A 26286-nucleotide genomic window follows, 5' to 3' on the forward strand; every position below is an offset into this window, starting at 1 on the left:
ATGAATGTTGTGAAGCAGGTATTCGGGACGGACTTCCGTCAGTTCACGATGGTGTTCGCCCTCGTGGCGCTCCTCCTCGGGTTCCACATCGCCTCCGGGGGCAGCATGCTCACCCCCGGGAACATGCAGAACCTCATCGCCGGCAACGCCTACGTGCTGATCCTCGCGATCGGCATGGTGATGGTGATCGTCATCGGCCACATCGACCTGTCCGTCGGATCGGTCGCCGGCTTCGTCGGCATGTGCGTCGCCCTCTCCGCGCGGGACCTCAGCTTCCCCTGGTGGGCCGCGCTCCTGGCCGGCCTCGTCGTCGGCATCCTCATCGGCTGCTGGCACGGCTTCTGGCTGGCGAAGATCGGCATCCCCGGCTTCATCACCACCCTCGCCGGCATGATGGTCTTCCGCGGCGGCGTCATCTGGCTCAGCGGCTCCGTCAGCGTGCCGGTGCCCCCGGAGCTGAACGTCCTGGGCGCCGGGTACCTCCCGGAATGGGGCCCCGCGTTCACCTACATGAACAACTCGACGCTGCTGCTGGGCATCCTCGCGATCGCGCTGTACGCGTGGAGCCAGATCTCCACCTACCGCCGTCGCGTCGCGGACGGCGAGACCGGCCTGGAGTTCGCCGCCGTCATCCTCCGCGTGGTCCTCGTCGCGGCCGTCATCGGCTACGTGACCTTCCTGTTCGGCACCGGCCGCCCCGGCACCTCGTTCCCGGTGCCCGGCGTGATCCTGGTGGTGCTCGTGATCGTCTACCACGTCATCACCCAGCGCACCACGTTCGGCCGCCACATCTACGCCGTCGGCGGCAACAAGCAGGCCGCAGCCCTCTCCGGCGTGAGCGTGAACCGGGTGTACTTCCTGGTCATGATGAACATGTCGTTCCTCGCGGCGCTCGCGGGCATCCTGTTCGTCGCGCGGGCCACCTCGGCCGGCCCCACGGACGGCAACATGTGGGAGCTCGACGCGATCGCCGCCGTCTTCATCGGCGGCGCGGCGGTCTCCGGCGGGATCGGCACCGTGACCGCGACGATGATCGGCGGCCTGGTCATGGCGACGCTGAACTCGGGCCTGTTCCTCATGGGCGTGGGGCAGGACAAGACCCAGGTGATCAAGGGCCTCGTGCTGCTGGCCGCCGTCGCGTTCGACGTCTACAACAAGCAGCAGGGACGCCCCTCGATCACCGGACGCCTGTTCGGCGACCGGACGAAGTCGGAGAGCACCACCGACACCGTGAAGATCGCCCCCTCCGCCTCGAGCTCGTCCGAGGGCTGAGCCCTCCCCCGCACCTCGCCCGACCACCCATGTCGCCTCCGTTCCCCACATCTCATCCGACCCCTACCACATCCGACCCCGGGACCCGATGACGGGCACCCGACCACACAAGGAGATCCCATGAAGAGAAGGACGTTCACCCTCGGCGGCATCGCCGCTGCCGGCACCATGCTCCTCGCCGCCTGCGGCGGCGGTCGCACCGGCGCCGAGGCCGACGGCGGGGACGAGGCCGGCGGCGGCTTCGACGCCGACGCGACGATCGGCGTGTCCCTCCCCTGGCTCGGCACCCAGAACTGGGCCGAGGCCGAGGACCTGTTCAAGGCGCAGCTGGAGGAGGCGGGCTTCACCGCCCTCATCCAGGCCGCGGACAACAAGGTGCCTCAGCAGCAGCAGCAGATCGAGGCCATGGTCCAGAAGGGCGTCAAGGCGATCGTCGTCGGCCCCATCGACGGCACGCAGCTGGGCAGCGCCCTGAAGGCGGCTCAGGACGCGGACGTGCGGATCATCGGCTACGACCGGCTGATCGAGAACACCGAGGCCGTCGACGCCGTGGTCCAGTTCGGCAGCATCCGCACCGGTGAGCTGCAGGGCCAGTCCCTCCTCGACGGGCTCGCCGATCGCAAGGGCGACGGGCCCTACAACATCGAGCTCTTCGGCGGCGGTCCCGCCGACCCCAACGCCCCGAACTTCTTCGAGGGCGCGATGTCCGTGCTGCAGCCGAAGATCGACGACGGCACCCTCGTGGTCGTCTCCGGGCAGACGGACTTCCAGCAGGCCGCCACCCAGGACTGGGACAACGGCAAGGCGCAGTCCCGGATGGACTCGATCCTCGCGGCGAACTACTCGGACAAGCAGATCGACGGCGTGCTCTCCCCCAACGACGGCATCGCCCGCGCGATCATCACCTCCTGCAAGGCGGCGGGTCAGGACGTGCCCGTCGTGGACGGCCTGGACGCCGAGACCGAGTCGATCAGCTCGATCTGGGCCGGTGAGCAGTACTCCACGGTCCACAAGCCGACGAAGGACCTGGTCGCCAAGACCGTCGAGATCATCTCCGCCTACCAGGCCGGCGAGGAGCCCCCGGCGGCCGACGAGTCGGAGAACAATGGGATGATCGACGTGCCGATCTACGCCCTGGAGCCGGTGGTGGTCACGAAGGACAACGCGGAGGAGGTCTTCGCGGAGGACGAGGCCCGCCTGGCTCTCCTGGAGGACTGATCGCAGCACCTGGACGGACCCCCTGCAGGTGGCCCCATGGTCGTCGGACCATGGGGCCACCCCCTGTCGAGAGGAGCACGCCGTGGCGAGGAAGCGCCCCACGATGAAGGACGTCGCCGCGCGTGCAGGAGTCGGCTTCAAGACGGTCTCCCGCGTGGTCAACGGGGAGCCCGGGGTCTCCGAGCAGACTGCGGAGAGGGTGCATCGGGCTGCTGCCGAGCTCAACTACCGACGGGACATGATCGCCGGGAACCTGCGGCGGGCCGAGGGCCGCACCGACAGCCTGGGGCTGCTCGTCGCGAGCGTCCGCAACGAGTTCGACGCGGTCATGAACAGGGCGGTCGAGGACGCCGCCCAGCGGCACCGCACCAGCGTCTTCACGGGGAGCACCGACGAGGATCCCGAGCGCGAGCGCCAGCACGCCCGTGGCCTGCTGTCCCGCCGCGTGGACGGGCTCGTGCTGATGCCCTCGCACGGCGATCTGTCCTACCTCCAGCCGGAGATCGACCTGGACACCCCGATCGTGGCCGTGGACCGACCGCCGCACGGGATCGAGGTGGACACGGTGATGGCGGACAACGCCCAGGGCGCGCGGGACGCGGTCGCGCACCTCGTCGACCACGGTCATCGTCGCGTCGCGGTGCTCACGCATCTCGGCACCCTGACCACCGCCGCACAGCGCATCGCCGGGGCGCGGAGCGCCTGGGCGGACGCCGGGCTGCCCGAGTGCGATCTCCGGATCGTGGACGGGCTCACGAGCGAGCAGGAGATCGTCCGTGCGGTGCTGGGCCTCCTCGACGGAGAGGCGCCCCCGACCGCGGTGTTCGCCGCGCGCAACCAGATCACCACCGGAGCGGTGCGAGCCCTCCAGACGCGCGGGCTGCAGCGGGAGGTCGCCCTGGTCGGGTTCGACGACTTCGAGCACGCGGATCTGTTCGACCCCGCGATCAGCGTGGTGGGGCAGGACCCGGCACGGCTGGGCCACCTGGCGACGGAGCGGCTGTTCGCACGGCTCGCGGACCCGTCGCTGCCGGTCGAGCATCAGGTTCTCGAGACGAGCCTGATCCTGCGGCGGTCCTGCGGCTGCGAGGGCTGAGAGAGGCCGGTGACCCGCCCCGCCTCAGATCTCGATCTCGCGGCCGTCCTCGGTGCGCAGCCGCAGCACGAACCGGGAGCCGCGGCCCTCGCGGATCTCGGCGACCCCGTCGTCGAGCCCGAGCGCGGCGGTGGCCTGCTGCAGCGGCTCGGGCTTGACCTCGACGCGCTCGAAGGACAGCAGCTCGAGCGCGGGCAGGTCGCCGAGGCCGGGCTGCGGGGTGGTGCCCCAGTCGATGAGGAAGGGCACGCCGTAGTTCGGGGGCGGCGGCGGCTGCGTGAGCCGCCACTGCAGCTCGGTGCCGTCCGGGGTGCGGCGCGAGAGATCCTGCACCGGTCCGAGGTCGACGCCCTGGGCGCGGGCGCGCTCGGCCACCTGGTCGATCCCCTCGGGATGGACGGCGTAGGTGACCACCGTGGGCTTCTTCAGGCGGTGGATGTTGAACTTCTTCGGCAGCTCCTCGCCCTCCCGGTCGGGGTCGGGGCCGATGAGCTCGAGGTAGTACGGGCGCGGCTCACCGCCGACGGTGAGCGCGACCAGCGCGTTGGCGGTGCCGGTGGGGTGGACGCCGCCGGGAGCGGCGGTGACGCCGGTGAGGTCGCGGAACCAGTCCACGGCCTCCTGCAGGTCGGGGCCGGCGATGACGATGTGGTCCAGCAGGTGGGGGACGCTCATGAGCGCTCCTTCGTCCGAGTGGGGACCTCGGGTTCGCCGAGGGAGAGCATCAGACGGTTCGCCCAGTGGAAGAAGGCGGCACCGTTGATGACGTCGACGATATCGGCATCGTCGAGTCCCGCCGCGCGCAGGCGCTCGATCTCACCCGCGCCGAACTCCAGCGGCAGATGGGTGAGCACGTCGGCGGCGTGGGCGATCGCGTTCCAGGTCTCGGAGCCGAGGTCCGCGCCGACGCCCTCGTCGAGCAGGCGCTGCACGTCCTCGAGGCGACCCGATTCGCGGGTCGCCGACGCCGAGTGGACCGAGGCGCAGTAGATGCAGCCGTTGGCCCGTGAGGTCGCGGTGGCGGCGAGCTCGCGCTCGGCCCGCCCGGCGCCGCCGTCGGTGTTGAAGAAGATGTCCTTGTCGGTCAGGGTGCGGGCGAGCAGCGCCTGCGGGTCGCGCACGAGCAGGCGGAAGTAGGGCATGGCGCGGCGGAAGTCGTCCAGGAGCGCCTCGTGCTGCTCCTCGGTGAGGTCCTCGCGTGCGACGGGCTCGATCCACGGGACCCAGCCGAGGCTGTCCTGGGTGAAGGTCTCGGGGCGGGTCATCGTGCCTCCTCGGTCGTCGGCTGCGCGGTCGTCGGCTGCGCGGTCGTGGGGTCCGTGGTGGTCGGGTCCGCGGGGGCGGGGTTCTCGGCGAGCACCCGCAGGCCGTGGGCGACGCGGAGCTGGAAGGTGAGGAAGGAGATCAGCTGGGAGAGGGTGACGATGCCGTCCGCGTCCCAGCCGGCGGCCTCGAGGGCGCGCAGGTGCGAGGGCGAGGCCTCGCTGGGGCGCAGCACCAGCAGGTCGGCGTGGGCGAGGCCGGCGTCGAGGTGGGTCTCCCCCGTGCTCTCACCGGCCTCCAGGAGGTCCGCGAGGTCCGGGTCCTCGTCGCGCAGGTTCTCGAGGTACAGCTCGGCGGCGGGGCCGGGGCCGTGCAGACCCGCCACGTGCGCGGCGACCGCGTACCGCTCGCGCAGCGGCACGGAGCCGGGATCGGCCGGCTCGAGCAGCACCTGGTAGCTGCGCTGGGCCTGCTCGCGGGCCTGGGGTCGCAGGGAGCGCAGGCTGGCGATCGCGCCGCCGTCCCCCTCCCCTGCCAGGTGGTCGATGACGTCCACGTCGTGCTCGCTCATGCGGAGGCTCCTTCGGGGGTGGTCGCGGGGTCGGAGGCGGTCGCGGAGCCGGAATCGGTCGCGGGATCGGCCGCGGGGGCGCGGTGCGCGGCGTGCAGGGCGGCGGCCGCCTCGGGACCGGTCGCGAAGCCGACGCGGGGTGCGACCTCGGTGGCCAGCAGCTCGAGGCTGCGCAGGGTGAGCTCGTGGCCGGCGTCGATCGAGTGGACCTGGAAGGACACGTCGGTCACGCGCGGCAGGGCGGCGTCGGCCGCGAGGGACTCGGCGACCTCCTCGGCGGTGCCCACATGGGTGTCGGTCACCGCGATCAGCTCCTCGATGCTCGCCCGCTCGGCGTCGAATCCGGGCTGCAGCGCCGCCAGCGAGCGCAGGCCGGGCTCGGCCAGCTCGAGGGCGAGCGCACGGTTCTCGGGATCCACCGCGAGCGCGGTGCGGGAGGCGAGGATGCGCGGGCTCACCCCGGTGGGCAGCGCCTCGAGGTAGGCCTCGATGATGGGCAGCTGCAGCTCGTGCAGGGGCCGGGTGTGCTCGCCCTCGGGGCGGGGCTGGGTGCGCGAGAGCAGCAGGCCGTCGCCGTCGGCCCCGGCGCGGGTGCCGCCGCCGACGGAGAAGGTGGCCTGCCAGATCCGCTCCCCGAGATCGCCGGCGGCCGGGTAGATGCGCGAGTCGGTGCCGCGCACCCCGCGGCCGGCGAGCGCGTCGCGCAGCACCTCGAGGTGCTCGGCGAACAGCTCGCGGCGAGCGGCGGGGTCCCGGCCGAAGGCGGGGAAGGAGGAGGGGGTGCCGCCCGCGGCGATGCCGAGCTGGACCCGGCCGCCGGCGAGGGCGTCGAGCACCGCGGCGTCCTCGGCCGCGCGCAGCGGGTCGTCGATCGGGAGGGTGACCACGGCCGTGGCGAGACCGATCCGGGAGGTGCGCTGCGCGGCGGCGGCCAGCAGCACGAAGGGCGAGGGCAGCCCGCCCTCGGCCTCGCCGAAGTGGTGCTGGGCGACCCAGGCGGAGGCGAAGCCGAGCTGCTCGGCATGGCTGATCTGCTCGAGCGCGAAGCGATAGCGGTCCGCGGCCGGCGCGTCCTCCAGCAGGCGGGTGAACAGTCCCAGGCGGGGGCGGGTCATGATGCGGTGATCTCCTCGGGGTCGTGGCGGTGCGGGGTGCTGCTGGTGCCGCCGGTGCTGCCGGTGCTGTCGGGGCTGCTGGGGCTGCTGGGGCTGCTGGCGCTGTCGACGCTGTGGCCGGTGCTGTGACCGGTGCCGGGGATGGCGGCCAGCAGCTGCCGGGTGTAGTCGTGGTGGGGGTCCTCGAGGACCCGGGCGACCTCGCCGTGCTCGACCTGCACCCCGCGGCGCAGCACCGAGACGGTGTCGGCGACCTGCCGCACCACGGCGAGATCGTGCGAGATGAACACGTAGGTCAGCCCCAGTTCGTCCTGCAGCCGGGCCAGCAGGCGCAGGATCTGCGCCTGCACGGTGACGTCCAGCGCGGAGACGGCCTCGTCGAGCACCACCACATCGGGCTGGAGGATCAGGGCGCGCGCGATCGCGACGCGCTGGCGCTGCCCGCCGGAGAGCTCGCGCGGGCGACGGGAGGCGACCTCGGGCGGCAGGGACACCAGCTCGAGGTGGTGCAGGGCGGCGCTGCGGCGCTCGGACCGGTTGCCGCGGCGGGTGTTGCGCAGCGGCTCCTCGAGGATCTGGGCGATGCTCTGGCGGGGGTCCAGGGAGCCGAAGGGGTTCTGGTGGACCAGCTGCACGGTGGAGCGGAACTCCCGCAGCCGCTTCCCGGTCCCCAGCTGCGTGACCTCGGTGCCGCCCACGCGGATGCTGCCGCCGGTGGGGCGGCGGAAGCCGGCGATCGCGCGGCCGGTGGTGGTCTTGCCGGAGCCGGACTCCCCCACCAGGGCGTGGGTGGTGCCGCGCGGGATGTCGAAGGAGAGGTCCTCGACGGCCACGAAGGGCGCGGTGCCGCCGCGGCCGCCGAACTCCTGACGCAGCCCGTGCACCGTCACCAGCGGGGCCTCGTCGGCCGCCGGGGCGCGGGGGCTGCGCTCGACCACCTGACGCAGCGAGGGAGCGTCGGCGAGCAGGGTGCGGGTGTAGGCGGCCGACGGCGCGGCGAGCACCCGCCCGGTGGGCCCGGACTCCTCGACGCGGCCGCCGCGCATCACCACCAGGGCGTCGGCGCGGTCGGCGGCGACGGCGAGGTCGTGGGTGATCAGCAGCACCCCGGCGCCGGTGGCACCGCGCAGCTCGTCGATGAGGTCCAGCACGGTGGCCTGGACGGTGACGTCCAGGGCGCTGGTGGGCTCGTCGGCGATCAGCAGCTCGGGCTCGAGCGCGAGCGCCGCGGCGATCAGCACCCGCTGGCGCATGCCGCCGGAGAGCTCGTGGGGGTACTGGCGGGCGCGGGTGGCGGGGTCGTCGAGGCCCACCTGCTCGAGCAGTTCGAGCACGCGCGCCTCGATCCGGGCGCGGTCGTGCCAGCCGTGGATGCGCAGCGGGTCGGCGACGGAGGCGCCGATGGTCCGCACCGGGTCCAGGGAGCTGGTGGGGTCCTGCGGGATCAGGCCGATGCGGGTGCCGCGCAGCTGCCGCCAGGAGCGCTCCGGCAGACCCACGAGCTCCTGGCGCCGCCCGTCCTCGCCGGCGAGGGCGATGGACCCGCCGGTGACGGCGCCGTTGTCCGCGAGCAGGCCGATCACGGCCTGGGCGGCGCTGGACTTGCCGGAGCCGGATTCGCCCACCAGCGCGGTGACGCCGCCGCGGGCGACGGCGAGGTCGATGCCGCGCACCGCCTCGACGGGCCCGCGGCGGGTGCGGTAGGCGACGCTGAGGTCACGCACCTCGAGCAGCGGCGAGGTCCGGCCGTCGGGCCCGATGGGCGCGTCGGACGCGGTCGCGGTCTGGGCGTCGGGCCCGGTCGCGGTCGGGGTGTCGGGCGAGATCCGGTGCGCGGCGGTCATGAGCGCTCCGCCTTTCCGATGGCGTCGCTGAGACGGTTGGTGGACAGCACCACCGCGGCGACCACGACGCCGGGCAGCAGGGTGAGCCACCAGGCCGTGGCCACGTAGTCGCGGCCCTCGGCGATCAGCAGCCCCCATTCGGGCGTGGGCGGAGGGGCGCCGTAGCCGAGGAAGCCGAGCGTGGAGATCTGCAGGATCGCGGAGCCCAGCTGCAGCGCGGCGAGCGCGATGACCGGGGCGGCGGAGTTGGGCAGGATGTGGCGCCACAGGATCGCCGGCAGCGTCCCGCCGGAGCCGAACGCGGCCTCCACGTACTCGCTGCGCCGCACCTCGAGAACGCGCGAGCGGGACAGGCGCGCGAAGGTCGCGATGGAGGTGATGCCCACGGCGATCGCCGCGTTGGTGGTGCCGAAGCCCAGCAGGATCACCACCGACAGCGACAGCAGCAGCCCGGGGATGGCCAGCAGCACGTCCACCACCCGCATCAGCGCGTCCTCGACCAGCCCGCCGACGCTGCCGGCGACCACTCCGATGGTGGTGCCGACCACGAGGCCGACGGTCACGGCGACCAGCGCCGCGGTGATCGAGTGGGAGGCGCCGTGGACCACGCGGGAGAACACGTCCCGTCCGGTCGCGTCGGTGCCGAACCAGTGGGCGGCGCTGGGCGCCTGCAGGGAGGGGCCGACGGAGGAGGTGGGGCCGTAGGAGGCGAACAGCTCCGGGACCAGGGCCCAGGCGAGGGCGGCCAGCAGCACCAGGGAGGAGAGCACCACGGTGGGCCGCAGGACGGGCCGGCGCCGCGTGCGGGGGCGGGCGGCGTCGGGGCTCGGAGCCTGGTCGCGGGTGAGGGTCTGGAGGCTCATCACGCGCTCACCTCGCGCTGTGCGGCGGGACCCTGCGTGGCGGGGCCCTGGGGGGTGGAGTCGTGCGGGGTGGGATCCTGCGGGGTGGGGGTCGTCCGGGTGGGAGCGGCGGCGTCCGTGCGGCGCAGCCGGGCGTCCAGGACCGGGTACAGCAGGTCCACGATGAGGTTCACCAGGACGAACACGACGGTGGAGAGCACCACCACGGCCATCAGCACGGGGGTGTCGCGGGCGGCGACGGCCTGCGCGGTGAGCTGGCCGACGCCCATCCGACCGAACACCGCCTCGGTGACGACGGCGCCGCCCACCAGCTCGCCGAACAGCAGCCCGGCCATGGTCAGGGTGGGCAGCAGGGCGTTGCGGGCCACGGTGCGCCACAGCAGCCACCAGGTGGAGGCGCCGCGGGCGCGGGCCACCGCCACGAAGGGCTGGGCGGAGACCTCGTCGATCGAACGGATCAGCACCTGGGCCAACGGGGCCGAGATGGGGATCGCGAGGGTCGCGACCGGCAGGATCAGCGACTGCACGGGCCCGGCGTTCAGCACCGGGACCAGGCCCAGCTGGAAGGAGAACACCTGGATCAGCATGATCCCGATCCAGAACACCGGCAGCGAGACCATCAGCGGCGGCAGGCCGCGCAGCGCCCCGCGCAGCCAGGTGGTCAGCCGGGTGCCGTGCAGGCTGCCGTGGGTGGCGGTGAACGCGATGGCGACCGCGAGCACCACGGCCACCAGCAGGCCCAGCGAGGCGAGGGTCAGCGTGGAGGGCAGCGCCTCGGCGAGCAGGGCGGAGACCGCCGCGCCGCTCTGGACGGAGTAGCCCAGGTCCCCCTGCAGGAAGGAGACCGCCGTGTCGAGGTACTGCAGGAGCGCGGGGCGATCGGCGCCGTAGGCGGCGCGGATCTCGGCGAGCTGCTCCGCGGTCAGGCCCAGATCGGGGTTGCCGTAGCGGGCCAGGACCGCGTCGCCCGGCAGCGCGGCGAGCAGGATGTAGGCCGCGGTGAAGGCGAGCACGAGCACCAGCAGTGCTCCGCCGAGGCGGCGCAGGACGTAGTGCATGGGCGGTCCCTCAGCTCGTCAGCCAGGTGTCGTAGAAGGTCGGGCGGCCCACGGACTCGGTGGAGAAGCCCTGCACCGACTCGACGTACCCGAACACCTGCGGCTCCTCGAACAGCGGCAGCACATAGGCGTTCTCGGCGAGGTGCGCCTGCGCGGCGGCGGAGGCCTCGGCGCGGCCCTCCTCCTCGGGCGTCGAGGCGACCTTCGCGAGCAGCTCGTCGAGCTCCTCGTCGCCGACGCTGTCGTCGGGGTGGCCGTTCAGCAGGGCGTTGCGGTTGTCGGAGGAGAGCTGCGACTTCAGCACGTCGTAGTCCGCGCGGCCCACCATCGAGTGGTACACCTGCACGGTGCCGGGCTCGGCTCGGGCGGCGTCCTGGGCGGCCTGGTCGCCGGGCAGCAGCTCCACGGCGATGCCGAGCTCGGCCAGCTGCTCCTGGATCAGGGTGACCACCTCGCGGGAGCGGGGCTGGGGCAGCGCCTCGTTGAAGGTGAGGGTGAGCGCCTCGCCGTCCTTGGTGCGGGTGCCGTCGGATCCTGCCTCCCAGCCGGCCTCGTCCAGCAGCGAGGCCGCCTGCTCGAGGTCGTGGGTGTAGTTCTCCGAGGTGTCCGCGTAGCCGAGCGCCGTGGTGGCGAGGATGCCGGTGGCCAGCGGGTAGCTGTCGGTGAACAGGGTGTCCACGATCGCCTGGCGGTCGATCGCGGCGATGAGCGCCTGCCGGGTGCGGATGTCGTCCAGGGCCGGGTCGCGGAAGCGGAAGCTGAGGCTGTTGTTGACGCCGTTGGTGGCGGCGGCGTGCAGCGCCAGCCCGTCGGCCTCGAACTGCGGCTCGTCGGGCGCCTCGATCTGGCGGGCGAGGTGGGCCTGCTGGGAGGTCACCGTGCCCACGCGGACGCTGTCCTCCGCGGCGACCACGATGTCGATCTCGTCGAGGTGCGCGCGGCCGGTGTGCTGGAGGGAGGCCGGCGCCCAGTCGTAGTCCTCGCGCACGGAGAGCTTGAGGCGGGTGCCGATCTCCTCCTCGGCGATCACGAAGGGTCCCGAGGCGATGATGTCGGTCGCGTTGCCGGGGCCGAACTCCTCGTTCGTGCGGTCCAGGGTGTCATTGGAGAGCAGGCCGGAGTTGATGGTGGAGACGGCCTGGGCGAAGCCCGGCGCGGGGGCCGAGAAGTGGAACTTCACGGTGGTGGCGTCGACGACCTCGCCGTGGTCGTAGTTGTTGATGGCCTCGGAGACGGTCAGCGCGCGCTCGGCGTCGCCCGTGCCGAACAGGTCGAAGTTCTTCACCACGTTCTCGGCGTCGATCGGGGTGCCGTCGGAGTAGGTGGCGTCCTCGCGCAGGGTGAAGGTGTACTCGGTGGCGTCGTCGTTGACCTCGGGCAGCTCGGTGGCGATCCAGGGCTCCAGCTCGAGGGTCTCGGGGTTCTGGTAGAGCAGGCGGTCGGTGAGGTTGTTGACCACGCCGCCGTTGGGGTAGAAGCCGGCCGCCGGCGGGTACAGGGTCGCCCAGGTCTGCGGCTCGAGGTAGGTCAGGGTGCCGCCCTGCTGGGGCTCGCCGCCGGCCTCGCCGGATCCGCTGCCTCCGTCACCGCCGCAGGCGGCCATCGCCACGGCGGCGGGAACGGCGAGACCGAGTGCGAGAGCGGTGCGGCGGGAGAGAGCGGACATGAAGGGACTCCTCGGGGAGCAGAGGGCATGAGCCCGGGACAGGATGCGCCGGGTGGATCAAGTGCACCACCACGGCCCAAGTGACACTAATGATCGTTCATAGTCCGTAACATGCATAGGTGGGAGGCCGTTTCGTGACATGACGCCGATCACGCCGGGGCACGCGGGAGCGCGGGGACGGCGGAGGGTCCGGTGGCGGGAGTGCGAGCCGGCCGCCAGGGTCTCGGGGTCCCCGGACGCGGTGGCCGCGCAGGAGCAGTGCTCCCGTGTCCGTTCGCGACAGCGGCGGGCCCCTCACCCCTTCGTCGCACCGGCCGTCAGGCCGGCCACGATCCACTTCGAGGCGATGCCGAACAGCACCATCGTCGGGATCACCGTCAGCACGGCAGCCGCGGAGAGCGGCCCCCACTCGACGTTGAAGCTGGTGATGAAGCCGTTGAGCGCCGTGGGGATGGTGCGCTTGTCGCTGCTGTTGAGGAGGGTGACGGAGAGGAACAGCTCGTTCCAGCAGTTGACGAAGTTGAAGATGAACGTGGCGGCGAGGCCGGGCAGCATCACCGGGAGGATGATCCGCACCAGCGCCACCAGGCGGCTGCAGCCGTCGATCATGGCGGCCTCGTCGAGCTCGTCGGGCACGTTGTCGAAGAAGCCCTTGAGCATGATCGACGAGAACGGGATGCACATGGCGACGTACACCAGTGCCAGTCCCCCGCGGTTGTCGACCAGGCCGAACGCCACCATCATCTGGTAGAGCGGGCCCAGCGCGATGAACGCCGGGATCATCTGGGTGACCAGGAAGGCGAGCACCACGAGACTGCGCGCCTTGAACGTGAAGCGGGAGAGCACGTACGCGGAGAGGGTCGCGATGGCGGTGGCGGCGAGGCCGGCGACGGTCGCGACGACGAGGCTCGAGAGCATGTTCTGCGCGAACGACGAGTTCTCGAACAGCGAGACGTAGTTCTGCAGGGTGGGCCGCAGCGGGAGGTACTGCACCGGGTAGGTGGCGATGTCCGCCGGGGTCTTCAGGGAGCTGATGAGGATCCAGTACAGCGGGAAGATCGTGATCAGCAGCCACAGGGTGAGGCCGCCGATGCGCACGAGCTTCACGGGCAGGGAGTCGCGGAGGATCATCGGGTGTTGTCCTTCGAGAGCATGGCCAGGTAGACCGCGGCGAAGACCATCAGCAGGCCGACGATCGTGAGCCCCAGGGCGCTCGCCTCGCCGTAGTTCCCCTGCTGGGTCAGCTGGATCATCCAGGTGGTGGCGATGTGGGTCTGGTCCGCCGGGCCGCCGCCGGTCATCGCCCAGATGACGTCGGGGAAGTTGAAGATCCAGATCACGCGCAGCAGGATCGTGAGGACCAGGGTGGAGCGGATCGCCGGGATCATCACGGAGAAGAGCGTGCGGGCGCGGCCGGCGCCGTCGATCGCGGAGGCCTCGAGGAGCTCGTCGGGCACGGACTGGAGCGCCGCGAGGATCATCATCGCGAAGAAGGTGACGCCGTACCAGATGTTCGCGACCACCACGGCGACCATCGCCAGGTCCGGATCGGACAGCCACGGCACCGGGGAGTCGATGAGTCCCGCGCGGGTGAGCAGGTCGTTGACGACCCCGAACTCGGAGTTGAACATCCAGCGGAACAGCAGACCGATGAGGAATCCGGAGACTGCCCAGGGGTAGAAGATGAACGCCTGGTAGAAGCCGCGGAAGCGGAACGCCTTGCGCAGCCACAGGGCGATGGTGAAGCCGATGACCACCTGCGGGACGATCGAGCAGACCACCCAGAGCACGGTGTTCAGCAGGATCCGCGGGAAGGCGTCCGCGCTGATGATCGTCTCGAAGTTCTGCAGGCCCACCCACGGGGTGTTCGTGAGGTCGAAGAGGTTCCACTGCTTGAAGGCCATCTGGCTGCCGCGCAGCATCGGGTAGTACGTGAACACCGTGACGAACACGAACGCGGGCGCGAGGAACGCGGCGATCAGGAGTGCGGTGCGGCCGGTGAAGGTACGGCGCCGGGGCGGATGCCCGGTCGCCGCACCGTCGACCGACGTCAGCGGGGTGGGTACCGCCACCTCAGCCCTCCCACTTCTCGGTCCAGAACTCGTCCCAGCCGGAGAGCGCGTCCGCGGTGGACAGCGATCCGGTGAGGATCTTCTGCAGGTCGGAGTCCGAGCGCTGACCCCACTCGGTCCACCAGGCGACGCCGCGGGGCTCCTGGCAGGCCAGATAGGTGTCCGGGTCCTCGGTCATGGTGACGTAGGCGGCCCAGGGGCCGGACGTGAAGAACTCGTCCTCCCCCGCGCTCTGCAGGATGGGAACCAGGCTGTTCTCCTTCGCGAAGGTGGTCGACGCGTCACCGGCGAGCCACTGGACGAGCTTCACCGCGGCCTCCTTGTTCTGGGAGGACTCGGCGACGCCCCAGCCGGCGGTGGCCATCGGCCAGGTGGCCTTCCCGCCCGGTCCGGTGACGAGCGGGGCGACGTCCCACTGGTCCTCGGACAGGGAGGACTGCTCGACGGCGGCGATGACCTCGGGGTCCTGCAGCAGGAAGGCGGTGGAGCCGTTGGTGAACGCCTCGACGACCTCCGGGTACCCCCAGGAGATGGAGGACTCCGGGGATCCCTCGCGGTACAGCTGGATGTAGACGTCCAGGGCTTCCTGGGAGGCGGGCGCGGAGAAGATCGACTCCCCGGAGGCGAGCTTGTAGACGTTCTCGAGGTCGAGGTCGTCGGCGCTGTACGCCTCGAGCGCGGCGAGGGCCTGCCCAATCGCGTTGGACGATCCTCGGAAGGCATAGCCGTAGCGGCCGTTGCCCGGATCCTGGATCGCGCTCGCCTGCTCGACGAGGTCCTCCCAGGTCTCCGGCGCGCTGTCGAAGCCCGCCTCCTCGAGGAGGTCGGGTCGGTAGAACAGGCTGAGGCCGTAGAAGCCGTAGGGGATCGCGAAGGTCTTGTCGTCCACGGAGTTGGCGAAGGCCTGTGCCTGGTCGGTGAGCTCCTCGAAGCCGGACCACTCGTTCGTCTCGGCGCTCATGTCGTAGAGCCAGCCGTTGTTGGTGAACGGTCCGATGGTGAGGTCGCGGACCTCGAGCACGTCGATGCCGGATCCGGCCTGCAGCATCTGCTGCAGCTTCTGATCGGCCTGTTCCGTGGGCGGGGAGACGAGCTCGACGACGATGTCGGGGTTCTCCTCCTGGAACTGGTCCAGCAGGCCGCGCAGCAGCTCGGTGCGGGCGGAGCTGGTGATCGACTCGACCATCTGGAGGGTGACGGAGCCGTCGGAGGAGCCGGAGCCGCCGCAGGCTGCGAGGGTCATGGCGGTGCCGGCGGCGGCAGCGCCGGCGAGGACGGCACGGCGGCCGACGGGGAGCGGTCCAAGATTCATGATGCGGTCCTTTCGAGGGGGCGGCCGGTCATGTCGGCCAGGGTGGGGATTCCGTGGGAGGCCATCTCGGCGATGTCCTCAGCGGTGGTGTAGGGGGCGGCGGAGACCCTCAGGAAACCGTCGCCGTGGAGCTCGGTGAAGGCGGCGATGCAGGCGGTGGCGTTCATGAAGGGGACGCGCAGGGCGTCCACGGCGTCGTGGTCCCACACGCGATCCCCCGGGAGGCGGAACAGGCGCATGGGGGCGAAGGGGTGGCCGACGTCCGCCACCGGGTCCTCGACGCCGGCGGCGCTGAGCGCCGCGCCGATCTCCTCCTCCGCGAGCTGCATGACCTCTCCGGCGTGCTCGCGGATGCGGTCCCAGCCGAGCTCCTGCTCGAGGTGGTCGAAGGCGGCGGCCGCGGCGAACCAGGCGGTGACGTCGGCGGTGCCCTGGTGGTCGAAGCGGTCGGGGAAGGCGAGCTGCCCGCCCCAGGAGTCGACCAGAGGGTGCAGGTCGAGATCGGGATTGTTGCGCACCAGGACGGCGCTGCCGCGGGGCGCGCACCAGAACTTGTGGAGGTTGCCGATCCACACGTCGGCCTCGCGCACCACGGGGTCGGCGAGCGCTCCAGGGGCGTGGGCGCCGTCGACGAGGACCACGGCGCCGTGCTCATGGGCGAGGCGGGAGGCCTCGACGACGGGGAAGCGGCGGGCGGTGGCGGAGGTGACCTGATCGATGACGAGCAGATCTGTCCGATGGGTCGCCAGATGGCGTGCGAGCAGGTCCAGGACCTCGTCGTCCCGCGCGACCAGCGGGACCGGGATCTCGCGGCAGCTGCCGGCGGTCTCGCGGGCCAGGCGCTCGGCCCCCATGGACACGGCCCCGTAGCCGTGGTCGGTGACGGCGACGTGCACGGGGCCGGGTCGCTGGGCGAGGTGACGGTAGAGCACGGAGGCGCCGGCGCTCGCGTTCGCGACCATGACCAGGTCCGACGGGCGCACCGCCAGGCGGTCGGCGAGATCGCTGCGCACGCCCGGGAGGTGCTCGGCGAGCGTGCTGAACCAGCGCACGGGATTGGTCTCCATGTCGCGGCGGTACTGCGCCTGCACCGCGAGCACGGCGCGGGGCACGGCACCGAAGGATCCGTGGTTGAGGTGCAGGAACTCGGGATCGAGGTCCCACAGCTCCCGGGCGGCGCGTCCGTCCCGGGCCCTCAGTGCTGTGCCTGGCATGGCGCTCCTTCTCGGTCGCGGGCCGTTCCCACCGCGCCGTGGGGCTCCCCGCCGTATGATCTGTCTGACAGATCATGCACCCTGGCGTCACGCTCCGCACATCACAGCAGGATCCGTTACCGTAACGACACCGATCCGTCTGACAGCTTGGAGGGCACATGGCCAGAATGTCGCAGGCCGAGAAGGCTTTCGAGGGCTTGCGCCGCATGATCTCCTCGGGGGCGATCACGCCCGGGCAGCGGCTCCCCAGCGAGCAGGAGCTCTGCACCGAGCTCGATGTCTCCCGCAGCTCGCTGCGCGAGGCGCAGAAGATGCTCGCCTTCGCGGGAGTGCTGACCTCCCGGACGGGAGCCGGCACCTTCGTCTCCGCCCTGACCGCGGAGACGGTCATGTCCGGCCTGTCCACGACCATCCCCCTGATCCCGCTGGAGGAGTACCTGGGGCTGTTCGACATCCGCCAGCTGCTCGAGGGGTACGCCGCCGCCGAAGCCGCGGCCCGCTTCACCGACGAGCAGAGGGAGCGCCTGGCCTCGATCGCCGCCGAGCTCGCCGCCCGCTCGTGGGAGGACGAAGGGGCCGCTCTCGATGACGCCTTCCACGACCTCCTCATCTCCGGCGCGGAGAACCCGGCGATCGCCGCGCTGCTGCGAGCGATGCGCCAGCGCGGTCGCCACTACCGGGTCTTCGAGCACGAGGACGCCGCCGAGCTCAAGCGCACCAGCGACCTCGAGCACCGTCGCATCGCTCAGGCCGTCATCGACCGCGACCCCGTGCGCGCCCAGCTCGAGGCCATGGCACACATCCGCACCACGAGAGGGTGGCTCGAAGGGCTGCGGCCGGTGCCGGAGCCGTAGCCGCAGCCGCAGCCGCAGGGCGAAGCCGTAGGGCGAACGCTTCTCCCGCCTGAAGCGTCTCCAGGCTCGTGTGCACGTCGCGGTCCGCCCCGTGCGGAGAACTCCGCGCGGGCCTTCCTCCGCGAGGTGCGGCAGCGATGGCGGGGCGTCGGGGTCGACCTGAACGCGGTCGACAAGCAGGCGTCAGGCGTGCGTTTCCCGTCGCCCGAAGCGCTCAGCTCTCCCTGTCCACCAGCTGCAGGACGTCCTCCGCCTGGAAGGTCTCGGAGCGGCGGTACTTCCCGGTGCCCGGGGTGAGGATCCCGCGGGACACCAGTGAGTCCACGGCCCGGTGGGCCGCGACGCGGGAGACCCCCAGGCGGTCTGCGACGAAGGCTGCGGTGACCACGGGCTGCTCTCGCAGCACAGGCAGCAGCCGGCGCGCCGAGGAGTCGGCGCGCAGGCCGGCGGCCTTCTCGGCGAGAGCGGCATCGAGGGTCCGCACCTCCTCCTGGATGTGCTGCAGCGTGCTGCCGGCCTCTTCTGCGACTTCGACGAAGAAGCGCACCCAGGCGTTCAGGGCCTCGATGGCTCGGTCGGGGTCCTCAGTACGGACGGCGCCGAGGCGCTGGATGTACTCCCGCTCCCGTGACCGGATCACGGTCGAGACGGGCAACAGACCCGACCGCACCACGCCCCCTCGCTCGAGGACTGCATGGACCAGCGCCCGACCGGCGCGCCCGTTCCCGTCCTCGAAAGGGTGGATGGATTCGAACTGCGCATGCGCGATCGCGGCGAGGAGCAGGGGATGCTCACCCGAACTATCGAGGTAGTGCAGCAGATCCTCGACCAGGTGGCGGACCTCACCGGAGGGCGGTGCCACATAGTCGGCACGCACTCTTTCCCGACCACCGATCCACACGTCGACCTCGCGCAGACCGACGGTGGCGCCCACGACGCCGAGCGCCGCGTGGACCCTCTCGACGTCCCCGACCGTCCACTCATCACGTACGGCAAGCTGCTCGATCGCGGCGCGCGTGGCCGCGACGTTGCGGCTCACGCTCAGGGCCTCATGATTGCGCAGGTGGGCGAGCTGCTCGCCGAGCTGGGCGTAGGAGACGTCGCGCGAGGACGCCTTGACCCGCTCGATCCGCGAGGACGCGATCGATTCCGAGCGCAGCAGCAAGGGGTAGATGCCCTGCCGGGTGGCCTCGTCCACCTGTGCCGACAGCGTGGTGACGTGACCGGACACCTCAAGGGCCGCCTCGCGCACACCCCGCTCGAGCCACGTCCCCGCGTCCTGGTCGGCAAGACGTGCCGGCAGGTAGTACGAGAAGGAGCCCCCTCGCCGCGCCGCCGCAGTGACACCACGGAAGTCGGGCTCCTGACGCCCGGCGAGCCATGTCCCGTGAACACCCATCACAGCTCCTCAGTTAACTCTATGCCCCTAAGGTTAACTGACGAGGCGTGACAGTGACGTCTGTGATCGCCGCTCCTCGCCTCGGTACCATCGACCCATGCCAGGGGGAGACGCAGGACTTTCGGGGACGCACGAGGAGGCGGCGCTCTCGCGCGTCGCCGCACGCGCCGCAGCGGGCGACGCCACCGCGCTCGACGAGCTCATCGAAGCCCTGGACCGCTCCCGGACCGTGCACCGCATGGTGGGGTCGATGCTCCTGGACCAGAATGCCGTCGATGACGTCTCCCAGGAGGTGCTCATCTCGATCATGGGGTCGATCGGGCAGTACCGGGGCGTCGGCAAAGTCTCCAGCTGGGTGCACCCGATCGTGAAGCGCCGCGTCGCCGACCATCTCCGCAAGCAGCGAGACTCCACCACGCTCGACGAGGCCGCGCTGCCCGCGCAGCGGATCAGTTCGATGGTCGCCTCCCGCGCCGCGATCCGCACGGCCGTGGCACAGCTGCCAGAGAAATATCAGGCGCCGCTGATCCTGCGCGATCTCGAACAGCTGCCGGTCGCGGAGATCGCCGCGCGCCTCGATCTGCCCGAGGGCACTGTGAAGGCGCAGATCAGCCGTGGCCGGGCGAAGCTCGAGACGATCCTCGGAGCGGTCAACTGATGCAGCGCATCGGACGGTACGAGGTGACCGGCCGCCTCGGCGCGGGCTCCTTCGCCACCGTGCATCGCGCCCACGATCTCCGCCTCGACGACGAGGTCGCCGTGAAGGTCCTCGCGGAGAATCACACCCTGAACCCGGACATGCTGGAGCGCTTCATCGGCGAGGGTCGGGCTCTGCGGCGTGCGCGCGGCCCGCACGTGGCGGCGGTCCACGACATCGGCGAGCTGCCCCACAACCAGCCGTACCTGGTGCTCGAGCTGGCCGATCGCGGCACCCTGGGCGATCGCGTGGAGACGCTGCGCGCCCAGGGATGGACGGCCGATAGAGGCGACGTGCTCGTGGTCGCGAGGTCGCTGGCGGCGGCCCTCGGCGCTGTGCACCGGGCGCAGCTGGTCCACCGGGATCTGAGCCCCAGGAACCTTCTGCTCACTTCACACGCCGAAGCGAACGCTGCGAGCGGAGCGGTCCGGGGCGGCGGCACTCTGATCGCCGAGGACGAGCGACTCCTGCTGGCGGATCTCGGCATGTGCAAGGACCTGGCTCGCAGCTCCGGAATGACGGTCGCCGCCGGGACCTCCGGCTTCCGGCCGCCGGAGCAGGAGCGCCACGGGCGCGTCGACGCGCGGGCCGACATCTGGGCGATCTCGGCGCTGCTGGCGTGGCTCACCGAGGGCGCCCGGATGCCCACCACCTTCGATCGAGCCCTCGCCCGCGGCACGGCCGAGAACCCGCGCCGCCGCCCCGCCGATGCCGAGGCCTGGCTGGCGAGCATCGAGGAGGCGCTCGCGGAACCGGCCGCCGCGCCAGCCCCGGAGCCCGCGGAGCAGGCCAGCACCTCGACGGCGACGCCCCGGCGCCGCCCACGGCTCGTCCTGGCGGCCGTGCTCGTCGCCGTGGGTCTCGCCGCCGGCCTCGGACTCGGCGAACAGATCTGGCACGACCCGCCGGTCGCCGTCGCCGGCGGCGCCTCCCTCGCGATCAGCGGGCCCGACGGCGTCTCCGTGGGCGAAACCGCGACGTTCACCGCAGACGTCGAGGGAGTGGACTCATGGGCCTGGGAGCTGCCGGACGGCCGGTTCCTCACCGACGAGAGCACCATCTCGATGACCGCGGCCAGCGCAGGCAGCGCCGAGGTGGTGCTGCGCGCACGCGCAGCAGACGGCACCGAGCTCGAGACCCGCCACCGCTTGCGCGTCGATGGTTGAGACGAATCTTCGGATCCGATGCAACCGAATCGCGATCCGCTGCGACTCATAGGGGACAGCACATTCCGAGGAAGGGGAACATCATGCACAGCACCACGACGGCACGCTTCGGCCGTCGCGCCTTCGGCCTTGCAGCCGTCGGCGCTCTCGCACTCGCCGCGTGCGGCTCCGAGGATGCCGCCGAGTTCGAGGACGCCGGAGGGTCCGGCGCGAGCGACGGCGGTGGGAGCGACGCGAGTGACGGAGGTGGCGCGGCGGCCGACGCCACAGCAGGCCTTCCCCGGCTCGATGCGGGCTTCATCCTCGAGGACTTCACCAAGGACGTCACCGTCTCGGACACCCTCCAGCCGGAGAAGAACACCGTCATCACTCCGACGGGAACACTCACCATCGACGGCCTCCAGGCGCTCGCCTCGGTGTCGGCAGAGGCGGTCGAACTGGACCCGGAGACGGGCGAGGCCGGCGAGGAGGCCGAGTTCGCGGCCGCCGACGGTGAGGTGCTGCGCGCCATCGACCTCTCCTTCACCCACGACGGCGAGGACGACTGGGGAGCGGAGGACGGACTGCCGCCGACCGACATCTCGATCCGCGCAGGGGGCTCACAGAGCCACCTCGCCGAGATCACCAGCGACTACAGCAGCCGGATCCTGGTCTCCGTGCCGGAGGACGGCTCCGCCGCCCTCGTCGTCTCCAGCGAGGGTCACGACCAGGTGGTCGATCTGCTCACCGGGGAGCGGCAGGAGGATGACATCGCTGCCGCCTATTACCGGGAGGATCGCGTGCAGGAGCCGCACCACACGTTCCCGGTCTCTATCGAACCCATCCCCGTGCTGTACGGCGGCGACGCGGACAGCGAGATCGACGCGACCGTCTCCTTCCAGGCCACGACCCTCACGCTCACGGCCTGGACGGAGGGGAACGGCTGGGCAGAGCCCGGTGGTGCATGGCTCGAGATGGCCTGGAAGTGCGAGACCACGATCGAGACCTCGCTCCCCGGGCTCGTGAAAGCCGGCTCGTTCTCCGCGACCGCGTCGCTGACCGTCGCCGATGAGACCACCACCGACGAGGTGCACGCCGACAAGCTGAACCTCAGCCCGAGCAGCAACACGCAAGAGCGCACCCTCATCGCCGCGGTCTCCGCGGACACCAGCGCGGCGACGGTCAGCATGAGCGGGACGTTCACGGTGGAGGTCGACGCGCCCCGGGACACCCATGAGATGGACGGATCCGGCGACCGCGAGTTCAGCTTGGAGGAGCTGACCGTCGAGTTCCCCCTGGATGACGCGGCCCCGAGCGCACAGCCCTCCGACGGCGGCGGCGGCTGAATGACGCCGCAGACCACCGCACCACCTCTCTCCCGCCACAGCTCCTCCCCCACTCGCACTCCCCACGAACAGGAGAACCCCATGAAGACCCGCTACGCCCTCACCACCGCCCTCGCAGCAGGCGCCGCACTCACCCTCGCCAGCTGCGGCAGCTCCTACGACGACTCCCGCGACCTCTACGAGGAGCTCCGTGTGGAGATCGGCTGCGACACCGTGGACTCCGACGACTTCCAGTCCTACATGGACGGGGAGGTCACCGATGGCTTCCCGGCCTTCGACGCCGTGGAGGGCGACTGCCAGCTGGGTGACGACAGCTTCTCCGTCGCCGCAGTGGTGCCCCACGACGTGAAGGGCTCGGAGTTCCTCGAGGCCCTGGGCGAGGAAGGCACCGAGGCGTACGCCGTGCAGTCCGGGAAGTGGGTGCTCCTGGTGGAAGGCACGGACGAGGAGGACCACGAGTTCGCCGAGGCCGTGCAGGACGAGCTGGGCGGGACGGTCGTCGAGGTCTCCGAGAGCGGCGTGGAGAAGGTCTGACCCGCCCGGCTCCGCGTCAGCTGCCGATCGGCAACGAGGCGATCCGGTGTGCCAGTGAGCGCACCTGACCGAGCAGCGTGGAGGGCGCCTGGTCGAGATCCACGGTGTGGCAATGGATGACGATGTCCGTTTCCCGAATCTCGTGGGTCAGCTCGGATTCGTTCCCCTTGGCGTAGACCAGGTGCCCTTCGCGCAGGCCCAGCACGGTGCAGTAGGCGAGCAGCTGGTAGAGGTCCGCCTGCGGATACCCGGCAGGCTTCTCTGCCTTGTACTTCGCGTCGACGACGACCTGGTCGCCCGAGTGGGATGTCCAGAGGAAGTCGGGCCGCAGATCGACACGCCGGGCGCGGTCCAGGTGCATCCGGTGCTGCAGCGTGGCGGAGCCCCGAGAGGCCAGCGCCTCCTTCAGGGCGACGCCGACGAAGTCCTCGTAGATCTTCCACATGTCGAAGACGAAACCGTCGACACGCAGGTGCCCCCGTCGCTGCTCGAAGGACTCTCCCGCGAGGATGCGTTCGGCGAGCCGGAGCGATGGCTGGTACCGCGCGTTGAGCCGCGTCGGCTGCCATCGTGGCAGCTCATCGCCCCGCCTGACCTCGGAGACACCGGACAGTTGGAGCCGCAGACGCTGCAGCCCTTGCCGGGTGCGCACGTCGAGCCCCGGCAGCCGCAGCAGCCTCGTCGAGGCAGCCCGCAGGAGGCGGTTCTCGGCGATGTCGACGGTGAAGTCGTCGTAGGAGACCTCCAGCGGGAGATCGGCACCGAAACGTCGCGAGATCTGGTCGGTGACCCGGATCCGTCCGCGCAGCACCGGCAGGCTGTCCTCGACGCGCTGGTATCCCTGCAAGAGGCCCTGTTCGATCGCCGTCGTCGCCAGCCGCACGAAAGTGCGGGCCAGAGCCTGGGGAAGATCCGCTTCGGTGTCGAGGCGGACGGAGTGGTCCCGCCAGAACGTCGGCGCCGAGGCGTAGCCCATGAGGAACACGAGCCGCTCCACCGGGATCTTCGGTCGCACGATGACCTGCAGCTCGCCGGCCTGGACGACGCCGACCTTCCGACCGGCGGCGACCGACCACGCGGCCGCGCCGGGAGCGCGCGTGATGACGGCGAGGTCCGCGAGGGCCAGAGCCTCCGCCTCCCCGTCGGAGAGCTCGATCGTCTGCGCCGGATCGCCCTCAGTGAGTTCGAGTCGACGCATCGGTGGGATCCTCGGTCCTGTCCACAGTGGCGGAGACCGCCTCCAGTCCGTACCTGGATCTGACGGCTCTCGCATCCAGCTCGCCGAAGTGATGCTCCTCGAGCAGCGGCAGGATCGATGTTCTCCAGGTGCGCTCGAGACCACCTTCACGGTGCACCGCAGACCGCATGAAGTACGAGGGGCCGATCTTGAAATCGGGGTCGTCGATCCGGCGATTGAGCTCATCGAGCAGATCAGCAACCCTGCGCGGACGCCCCTCCGCACTCAGCCATGAACGAAGGATCCCGTTGGTCGGCTCCTCCGACGGGTGCAGCGGCAGGAACGAGAAGCGCCGTCTCATCGCCGCGTCCACGAGCGCGATCGAGCGGTCCGCGGTGTTCATCGTGCCGATGATGAAGACGTTCTCCGGGAGGTTGAACTCCTCGTCGGCATAGAGCAGCTCGACGTTCTCGGTGCGGTACTCGAGGAGGAAGTAGAGCTCACCGAACACCTTGGCGAGATTCCCGCGATTGATCTCGTCGATGATCAGGACGTGGGCGTCGTGGGGGTTCTCCTTGGCCTGCGAGACCACCTTCCGCAGCGGGCCCGGCTTGAGCGCGAACCCGCCGCCCTCCTGCGGTCGGTAGCCCTCGAAGAAGTCCTCGTACGAGTAGGCCGGGTGGAACTGCACGAGCCGCACGTTCTCGCCGGCGATGTGCTTGGCGACGGCCTGTGCGAGGAAGGTCTTCCCGGTGCCGGGCGGCCCGTAGAAGATGAGCTGGGGCCTGTCCTCGAGCAGGTCGATGCACTCCTGGAGCCAGGTCTGCGGGACGTGGAGCTCCTGAGCGAGCTCAGGACTGGCATCGCGGAGAGTCAGCTCCTCCACGACGGGAGGTGGGGTCTTCTCCTCCTCGGCGTCGAGAAGACCCTCGATCGTCTCGAGCTGCTGGGTCAGGTCGACGACGTCCCGCTGGACCTTGAGGCGAGTGGCGAGCGATGGCGGGACGTCGTCGAGGTCGAGTCCGTCCGCATCCGCCCAGGACACTCCCCGCACCAGGACGGAACCGCCTGCCGATGCCTGGCTCCGCCGGAAGTCCTCGGTGAGCGTCCCGAGGAACAGCTTTCCGCCGTCGACCGTGACCACGAGGTGGCCGTCCTGCATGCGGGTGAGGAAGGCGTGGAAGTCGTCGAGCTTCTCGACTCTCACGTCGTAGGTCGCGTGCGCGTAGTCCTCCTCGACGATCAGCTTGAGATCGTCGCGGGTGGCTCCGGGGGACACGGTGCGGAGGTTCGTCGCTGGCAGGGACACCTGACCTCCCTCGATCCACCCCGGAACCAGATCCTTACCGCTCACACTGCTGCCGCGCACCATCCATGCCCGCCGCGGCACTGCCGGCAGCAGGGCGAGCTGATCCATCTCCTCGCGCAGGTCCTCGGCACGAACCTGCTGGCGCGGGTCCGGTCGGCCCTTCGCGTCGAACTGCACTCCCTCGGCCTGGAGAGCGTCGCGGGACTCCGGGCGGGACGGCGGTTGACCGGCAGGAACGACACGGTGGCTCCCCTCGAGACCGATGGCCTCGCTGTGCAGGTACTCGCCGACTGCTGACGCGTTCGATCCGACGACGGCAGCGACATCGCTGTAGGTGATCCACTGCCCTTCGGTGATCAGACTGACCGCAGCATCGATCAGCGGATACCTGTCGGTCCTGAAGCGTCCTGTCTTCTCACGTCTTGCTTCCTGGACCTGCTGATATATCGCGCTCGAGGTGCGCGAGAGGTCGACGTTCTCCGGGGTCTTCTCCAGCACCCGGCGACCTTCCTCGGTCAGTCTCCACCCCTCGGATGTCTTCTCGATCCACTGCGCCGCCACCAAGTTGACGGATTCCCAGCCGATCGCCGTCTGGTACCGAGGTCTGCCGTTCTTCGTCTTCTCGAGCTCGAAGCCGGTGAGCTCGACGCGACGGGGGACCTCCTCGAGAACTTCACGACGAGGCACCACCTCATGGTCACGGAGGATCTCGAGGATCGTGCGCGCGATCAGCCCGTAGCGCATCCGTGTCTGCGCGGCCGATGCAGGTGGGAGTGCTGGCATCCCCTCCGCGACGGCACGCTCGAACTCCTCGGCGTGGTTCGACACCTGGAAGAGGGTCATCGCCGACCCCAGCTCGTAGAGAGCTCCTTGCGTGAACGCGGGGCGCGGTGCGTCGAGGACGACCCATTCGACGGGCCGGCGGTGCTGGTGCTCGGGCTGCTCCGGGTGGTGCTCGTAAGGTCCGGCGACGCGACCGATGTTGAAGACCGGCTTCTGCTTGCTGGGGGCCACGACGAGATCGCCGTCCGCCATCTCGAACGCGAACCGTCGCAGCACACCCGCCCAGACGGGGAGCGCCCCGGGCTTGGCGTCAGGGTTCTGCTCCGCCAGAGCTGCTTTGAGCGCCGCTCGGTCGTTCCCGATCTCTCGGATGTCGGGGATCTCGTCCCAGCCGATGGAGATGAATCCACCGGCGACGAGGTCCGAGGCCGGGATCTGGTCGTTGTGGATGCCCCAGGTGGTGCTCAACTGCGCTCCT

23 protein-coding genes are annotated in these 26286 nt (G+C 70.8%); 8 read left to right on the forward strand and 15 right to left on the reverse strand.

Annotation, left to right across the window (positions count from 1 at the left end):
* The 3 genes from ACT3SP_RS08605 to ACT3SP_RS08615 all read left to right on the forward strand — a co-directional run bounded on the left by ACT3SP_RS08605 (position 1) and on the right by ACT3SP_RS08615 (position 3586).
* Entirely contained in the window at positions 1-1272 is a 1272-nt protein-coding gene (locus ACT3SP_RS08605; protein WP_444586858.1) for a sugar ABC transporter permease, read from the forward strand.
* Between the two features lie 120 nt (positions 1273-1392).
* A complete protein-coding gene (locus ACT3SP_RS08610) occupies positions 1393-2490 on the forward strand; it encodes a substrate-binding domain-containing protein (protein ID WP_444586859.1) in 1098 nt (365 codons plus the stop codon).
* A gap of 82 nt (positions 2491-2572) precedes the next feature.
* Entirely contained in the window at positions 2573-3586 is a 1014-nt protein-coding gene (locus ACT3SP_RS08615; protein ID WP_444586860.1) for a LacI family DNA-binding transcriptional regulator, read from the forward strand.
* A 24-nt stretch (positions 3587-3610) separates the two neighbouring features.
* On the opposite strand, the gene ACT3SP_RS08620 is transcribed toward ACT3SP_RS08615, so the two are convergent.
* From ACT3SP_RS08620 to ACT3SP_RS08675, 12 genes are all read right to left on the reverse strand, one after another.
* Complete coding sequence (locus ACT3SP_RS08620) at positions 3611-4261, reverse strand: VOC family protein (protein WP_444586861.1); 651 nt, start codon at positions 4259-4261, stop codon at positions 3611-3613.
* Positions 4258-4851 (reverse strand): alkylhydroperoxidase domain protein, encoded by a 594-nt coding sequence (locus ACT3SP_RS08625; RefSeq protein ID WP_444586862.1) that lies wholly within the window; start codon positions 4849-4851, stop codon positions 4258-4260. The genes ACT3SP_RS08620 and ACT3SP_RS08625 overlap by 4 nt, the downstream gene beginning before the upstream one ends.
* The gene (locus ACT3SP_RS08630) at positions 4848-5420 is read right to left on the reverse strand and encodes a CMD domain protein (protein ID WP_444586863.1); all 573 of its coding nucleotides are present in this window, start codon (positions 5418-5420) and stop codon (positions 4848-4850) included. Before ACT3SP_RS08630 ends, ACT3SP_RS08625 begins: the two co-directional genes overlap by 4 nt.
* On the reverse strand, positions 5417-6535 hold the full coding sequence (locus ACT3SP_RS08635; protein WP_444586864.1) for a putative FMN-dependent luciferase-like monooxygenase: 1119 nt from the start codon (positions 6533-6535) through the stop codon (positions 5417-5419). The genes ACT3SP_RS08630 and ACT3SP_RS08635 overlap by 4 nt, the downstream gene beginning before the upstream one ends.
* The gene (locus ACT3SP_RS08640) at positions 6532-8379 is read right to left on the reverse strand and encodes a dipeptide ABC transporter ATP-binding protein (RefSeq protein WP_444586865.1); all 1848 of its coding nucleotides are present in this window, start codon (positions 8377-8379) and stop codon (positions 6532-6534) included. The genes ACT3SP_RS08635 and ACT3SP_RS08640 overlap by 4 nt, the downstream gene beginning before the upstream one ends.
* On the reverse strand, positions 8376-9242 hold the full coding sequence (locus ACT3SP_RS08645) for an ABC transporter permease (protein ID WP_444586866.1): 867 nt from the start codon (positions 9240-9242) through the stop codon (positions 8376-8378). Before ACT3SP_RS08645 ends, ACT3SP_RS08640 begins: the two co-directional genes overlap by 4 nt.
* Entirely contained in the window at positions 9242-10300 is a 1059-nt protein-coding gene (locus ACT3SP_RS08650) for an ABC transporter permease (protein ID WP_444586867.1), read from the reverse strand. The genes ACT3SP_RS08645 and ACT3SP_RS08650 overlap by 1 nt, the downstream gene beginning before the upstream one ends.
* Before the next feature lie 10 nt (positions 10301-10310).
* Positions 10311-11966 (reverse strand): TIGR04028 family ABC transporter substrate-binding protein, encoded by a 1656-nt coding sequence (locus ACT3SP_RS08655; protein ID WP_444586868.1) that lies wholly within the window; start codon positions 11964-11966, stop codon positions 10311-10313.
* Positions 11967-12260: 294 nt separating this feature from the next.
* Positions 12261-13097 carry a carbohydrate ABC transporter permease gene (locus ACT3SP_RS08660; protein WP_444586869.1) on the reverse strand — a complete coding sequence of 279 codons (837 nt, stop codon included), beginning with the start codon at positions 13095-13097 and terminating at the stop codon, positions 12261-12263.
* Positions 13094-14038 (reverse strand): carbohydrate ABC transporter permease, encoded by a 945-nt coding sequence (locus ACT3SP_RS08665; RefSeq protein ID WP_444586870.1) that lies wholly within the window; start codon positions 14036-14038, stop codon positions 13094-13096. Before ACT3SP_RS08665 ends, ACT3SP_RS08660 begins: the two co-directional genes overlap by 4 nt.
* A 1-nt stretch (position 14039) precedes the next feature.
* The gene (locus ACT3SP_RS08670) at positions 14040-15350 is read right to left on the reverse strand and encodes an ABC transporter substrate-binding protein (RefSeq protein ID WP_444586871.1); all 1311 of its coding nucleotides are present in this window, start codon (positions 15348-15350) and stop codon (positions 14040-14042) included.
* Positions 15347-16564, reverse strand: coding sequence for an aminotransferase class V-fold PLP-dependent enzyme (locus tag ACT3SP_RS08675; protein ID WP_444586872.1), 1218 nt, complete (start codon positions 16562-16564; stop codon positions 15347-15349). Before ACT3SP_RS08675 ends, ACT3SP_RS08670 begins: the two co-directional genes overlap by 4 nt.
* A 158-nt stretch (positions 16565-16722) precedes the next feature.
* Between ACT3SP_RS08675 and ACT3SP_RS08680 the strand changes: the two genes are divergently transcribed.
* Complete coding sequence (locus ACT3SP_RS08680) at positions 16723-17418, forward strand: FadR/GntR family transcriptional regulator (RefSeq protein WP_444586873.1); 696 nt, start codon at positions 16723-16725, stop codon at positions 17416-17418.
* Positions 17419-17632: 214 nt separating this feature from the next.
* Here the strand turns inward: ACT3SP_RS08680 and ACT3SP_RS08685 are convergent, their stop codons facing one another.
* A complete protein-coding gene (locus tag ACT3SP_RS08685; protein ID WP_444586874.1) occupies positions 17633-18817 on the reverse strand; it encodes a Fic family protein in 1185 nt (394 codons plus the stop codon).
* 97 nt (positions 18818-18914) lie between these two features.
* On the opposite strand from ACT3SP_RS08685, the gene ACT3SP_RS08690 reads away from it, so the two are divergent.
* From ACT3SP_RS08690 to ACT3SP_RS08705, 4 genes are all read left to right on the forward strand, one after another.
* Positions 18915-19475, forward strand: coding sequence for an RNA polymerase sigma factor (locus tag ACT3SP_RS08690; protein ID WP_444586875.1), 561 nt, complete (start codon positions 18915-18917; stop codon positions 19473-19475).
* Complete coding sequence (locus ACT3SP_RS08695; RefSeq protein ID WP_444586876.1) at positions 19475-20680, forward strand: serine/threonine-protein kinase; 1206 nt, start codon at positions 19475-19477, stop codon at positions 20678-20680. The genes ACT3SP_RS08690 and ACT3SP_RS08695 overlap by 1 nt, the downstream gene beginning before the upstream one ends.
* Before the next feature lie 83 nt (positions 20681-20763).
* Complete coding sequence (locus ACT3SP_RS08700) at positions 20764-22005, forward strand: hypothetical protein (protein ID WP_444586877.1); 1242 nt, start codon at positions 20764-20766, stop codon at positions 22003-22005.
* Between the two features lie 81 nt (positions 22006-22086).
* Positions 22087-22539, forward strand: coding sequence for a hypothetical protein (locus ACT3SP_RS08705; RefSeq protein WP_444586878.1), 453 nt, complete (start codon positions 22087-22089; stop codon positions 22537-22539).
* A gap of 16 nt (positions 22540-22555) precedes the next feature.
* Here ACT3SP_RS08705 and ACT3SP_RS08710 read toward each other — a convergent pair whose 3' ends face one another.
* Both ACT3SP_RS08710 and ACT3SP_RS08715 read right to left on the reverse strand, forming a co-directional pair.
* Entirely contained in the window at positions 22556-23737 is a 1182-nt protein-coding gene (locus ACT3SP_RS08710; protein WP_444586879.1) for an McrC family protein, read from the reverse strand.
* On the reverse strand, positions 23715-26276 hold the full coding sequence (locus ACT3SP_RS08715) for an AAA family ATPase (protein WP_444586880.1): 2562 nt from the start codon (positions 26274-26276) through the stop codon (positions 23715-23717). Before ACT3SP_RS08715 ends, ACT3SP_RS08710 begins: the two co-directional genes overlap by 23 nt.
* Positions 26277-26286: the final 10 nt, after the last annotated feature.

This window comes from Brachybacterium sp. AOP43-C2-M15 (genome assembly GCF_052446295.1).
Taxonomy (GTDB): domain Bacteria; phylum Actinomycetota; class Actinomycetes; order Actinomycetales; family Dermabacteraceae; genus Brachybacterium.

Excerpts from the sequence above, each read along its gene's own strand:
- ACT3SP_RS08655 (WP_444586868.1), bottom strand. The coding sequence starts at position 11,966 with ATGTCCGCTCTCTCCCGCCGCACCGCTCTCGCACTCGGTCTCGCCGTT.
- ACT3SP_RS08605 (WP_444586858.1), top strand. The coding sequence starts at position 1 with ATGAATGTTGTGAAGCAGGTATTCGGGACGGACTTCCGTCAGTTCACG.
- ACT3SP_RS08685 (WP_444586874.1), bottom strand. The coding sequence starts at position 18,817 with ATGGGTGTTCACGGGACATGGCTCGCCGGGCGTCAGGAGCCCGACTTC.
- ACT3SP_RS08630 (WP_444586863.1), bottom strand. The coding sequence starts at position 5,420 with ATGAGCGAGCACGACGTGGACGTCATCGACCACCTGGCAGGGGAGGGG.
- ACT3SP_RS08710 (WP_444586879.1), bottom strand. The coding sequence starts at position 23,737 with ATGCGTCGACTCGAACTCACTGAGGGCGATCCGGCGCAGACGATCGAG.
- ACT3SP_RS08620 (WP_444586861.1), bottom strand. The coding sequence starts at position 4,261 with ATGAGCGTCCCCCACCTGCTGGACCACATCGTCATCGCCGGCCCCGAC.
- ACT3SP_RS08650 (WP_444586867.1), bottom strand. The coding sequence starts at position 10,300 with ATGCACTACGTCCTGCGCCGCCTCGGCGGAGCACTGCTGGTGCTCGTG.
- ACT3SP_RS08690 (WP_444586875.1), top strand. The coding sequence starts at position 18,915 with ATGCCAGGGGGAGACGCAGGACTTTCGGGGACGCACGAGGAGGCGGCG.
- ACT3SP_RS08695 (WP_444586876.1), top strand. The coding sequence starts at position 19,475 with ATGCAGCGCATCGGACGGTACGAGGTGACCGGCCGCCTCGGCGCGGGC.
- ACT3SP_RS08675 (WP_444586872.1), bottom strand. The coding sequence starts at position 16,564 with ATGCCAGGCACAGCACTGAGGGCCCGGGACGGACGCGCCGCCCGGGAG.
- ACT3SP_RS08635 (WP_444586864.1), bottom strand. The coding sequence starts at position 6,535 with ATGACCCGCCCCCGCCTGGGACTGTTCACCCGCCTGCTGGAGGACGCG.
- ACT3SP_RS08660 (WP_444586869.1), bottom strand. The coding sequence starts at position 13,097 with ATGATCCTCCGCGACTCCCTGCCCGTGAAGCTCGTGCGCATCGGCGGC.
- ACT3SP_RS08610 (WP_444586859.1), top strand. The coding sequence starts at position 1,393 with ATGAAGAGAAGGACGTTCACCCTCGGCGGCATCGCCGCTGCCGGCACC.
- ACT3SP_RS08700 (WP_444586877.1), top strand. The coding sequence starts at position 20,764 with ATGCACAGCACCACGACGGCACGCTTCGGCCGTCGCGCCTTCGGCCTT.
- ACT3SP_RS08640 (WP_444586865.1), bottom strand. The coding sequence starts at position 8,379 with ATGACCGCCGCGCACCGGATCTCGCCCGACACCCCGACCGCGACCGGG.
- ACT3SP_RS08645 (WP_444586866.1), bottom strand. The coding sequence starts at position 9,242 with ATGAGCCTCCAGACCCTCACCCGCGACCAGGCTCCGAGCCCCGACGCC.
- ACT3SP_RS08670 (WP_444586871.1), bottom strand. The coding sequence starts at position 15,350 with ATGAATCTTGGACCGCTCCCCGTCGGCCGCCGTGCCGTCCTCGCCGGC.
- ACT3SP_RS08705 (WP_444586878.1), top strand. The coding sequence starts at position 22,087 with ATGAAGACCCGCTACGCCCTCACCACCGCCCTCGCAGCAGGCGCCGCA.
- ACT3SP_RS08625 (WP_444586862.1), bottom strand. The coding sequence starts at position 4,851 with ATGACCCGCCCCGAGACCTTCACCCAGGACAGCCTCGGCTGGGTCCCG.
- ACT3SP_RS08680 (WP_444586873.1), top strand. The coding sequence starts at position 16,723 with ATGGCCAGAATGTCGCAGGCCGAGAAGGCTTTCGAGGGCTTGCGCCGC.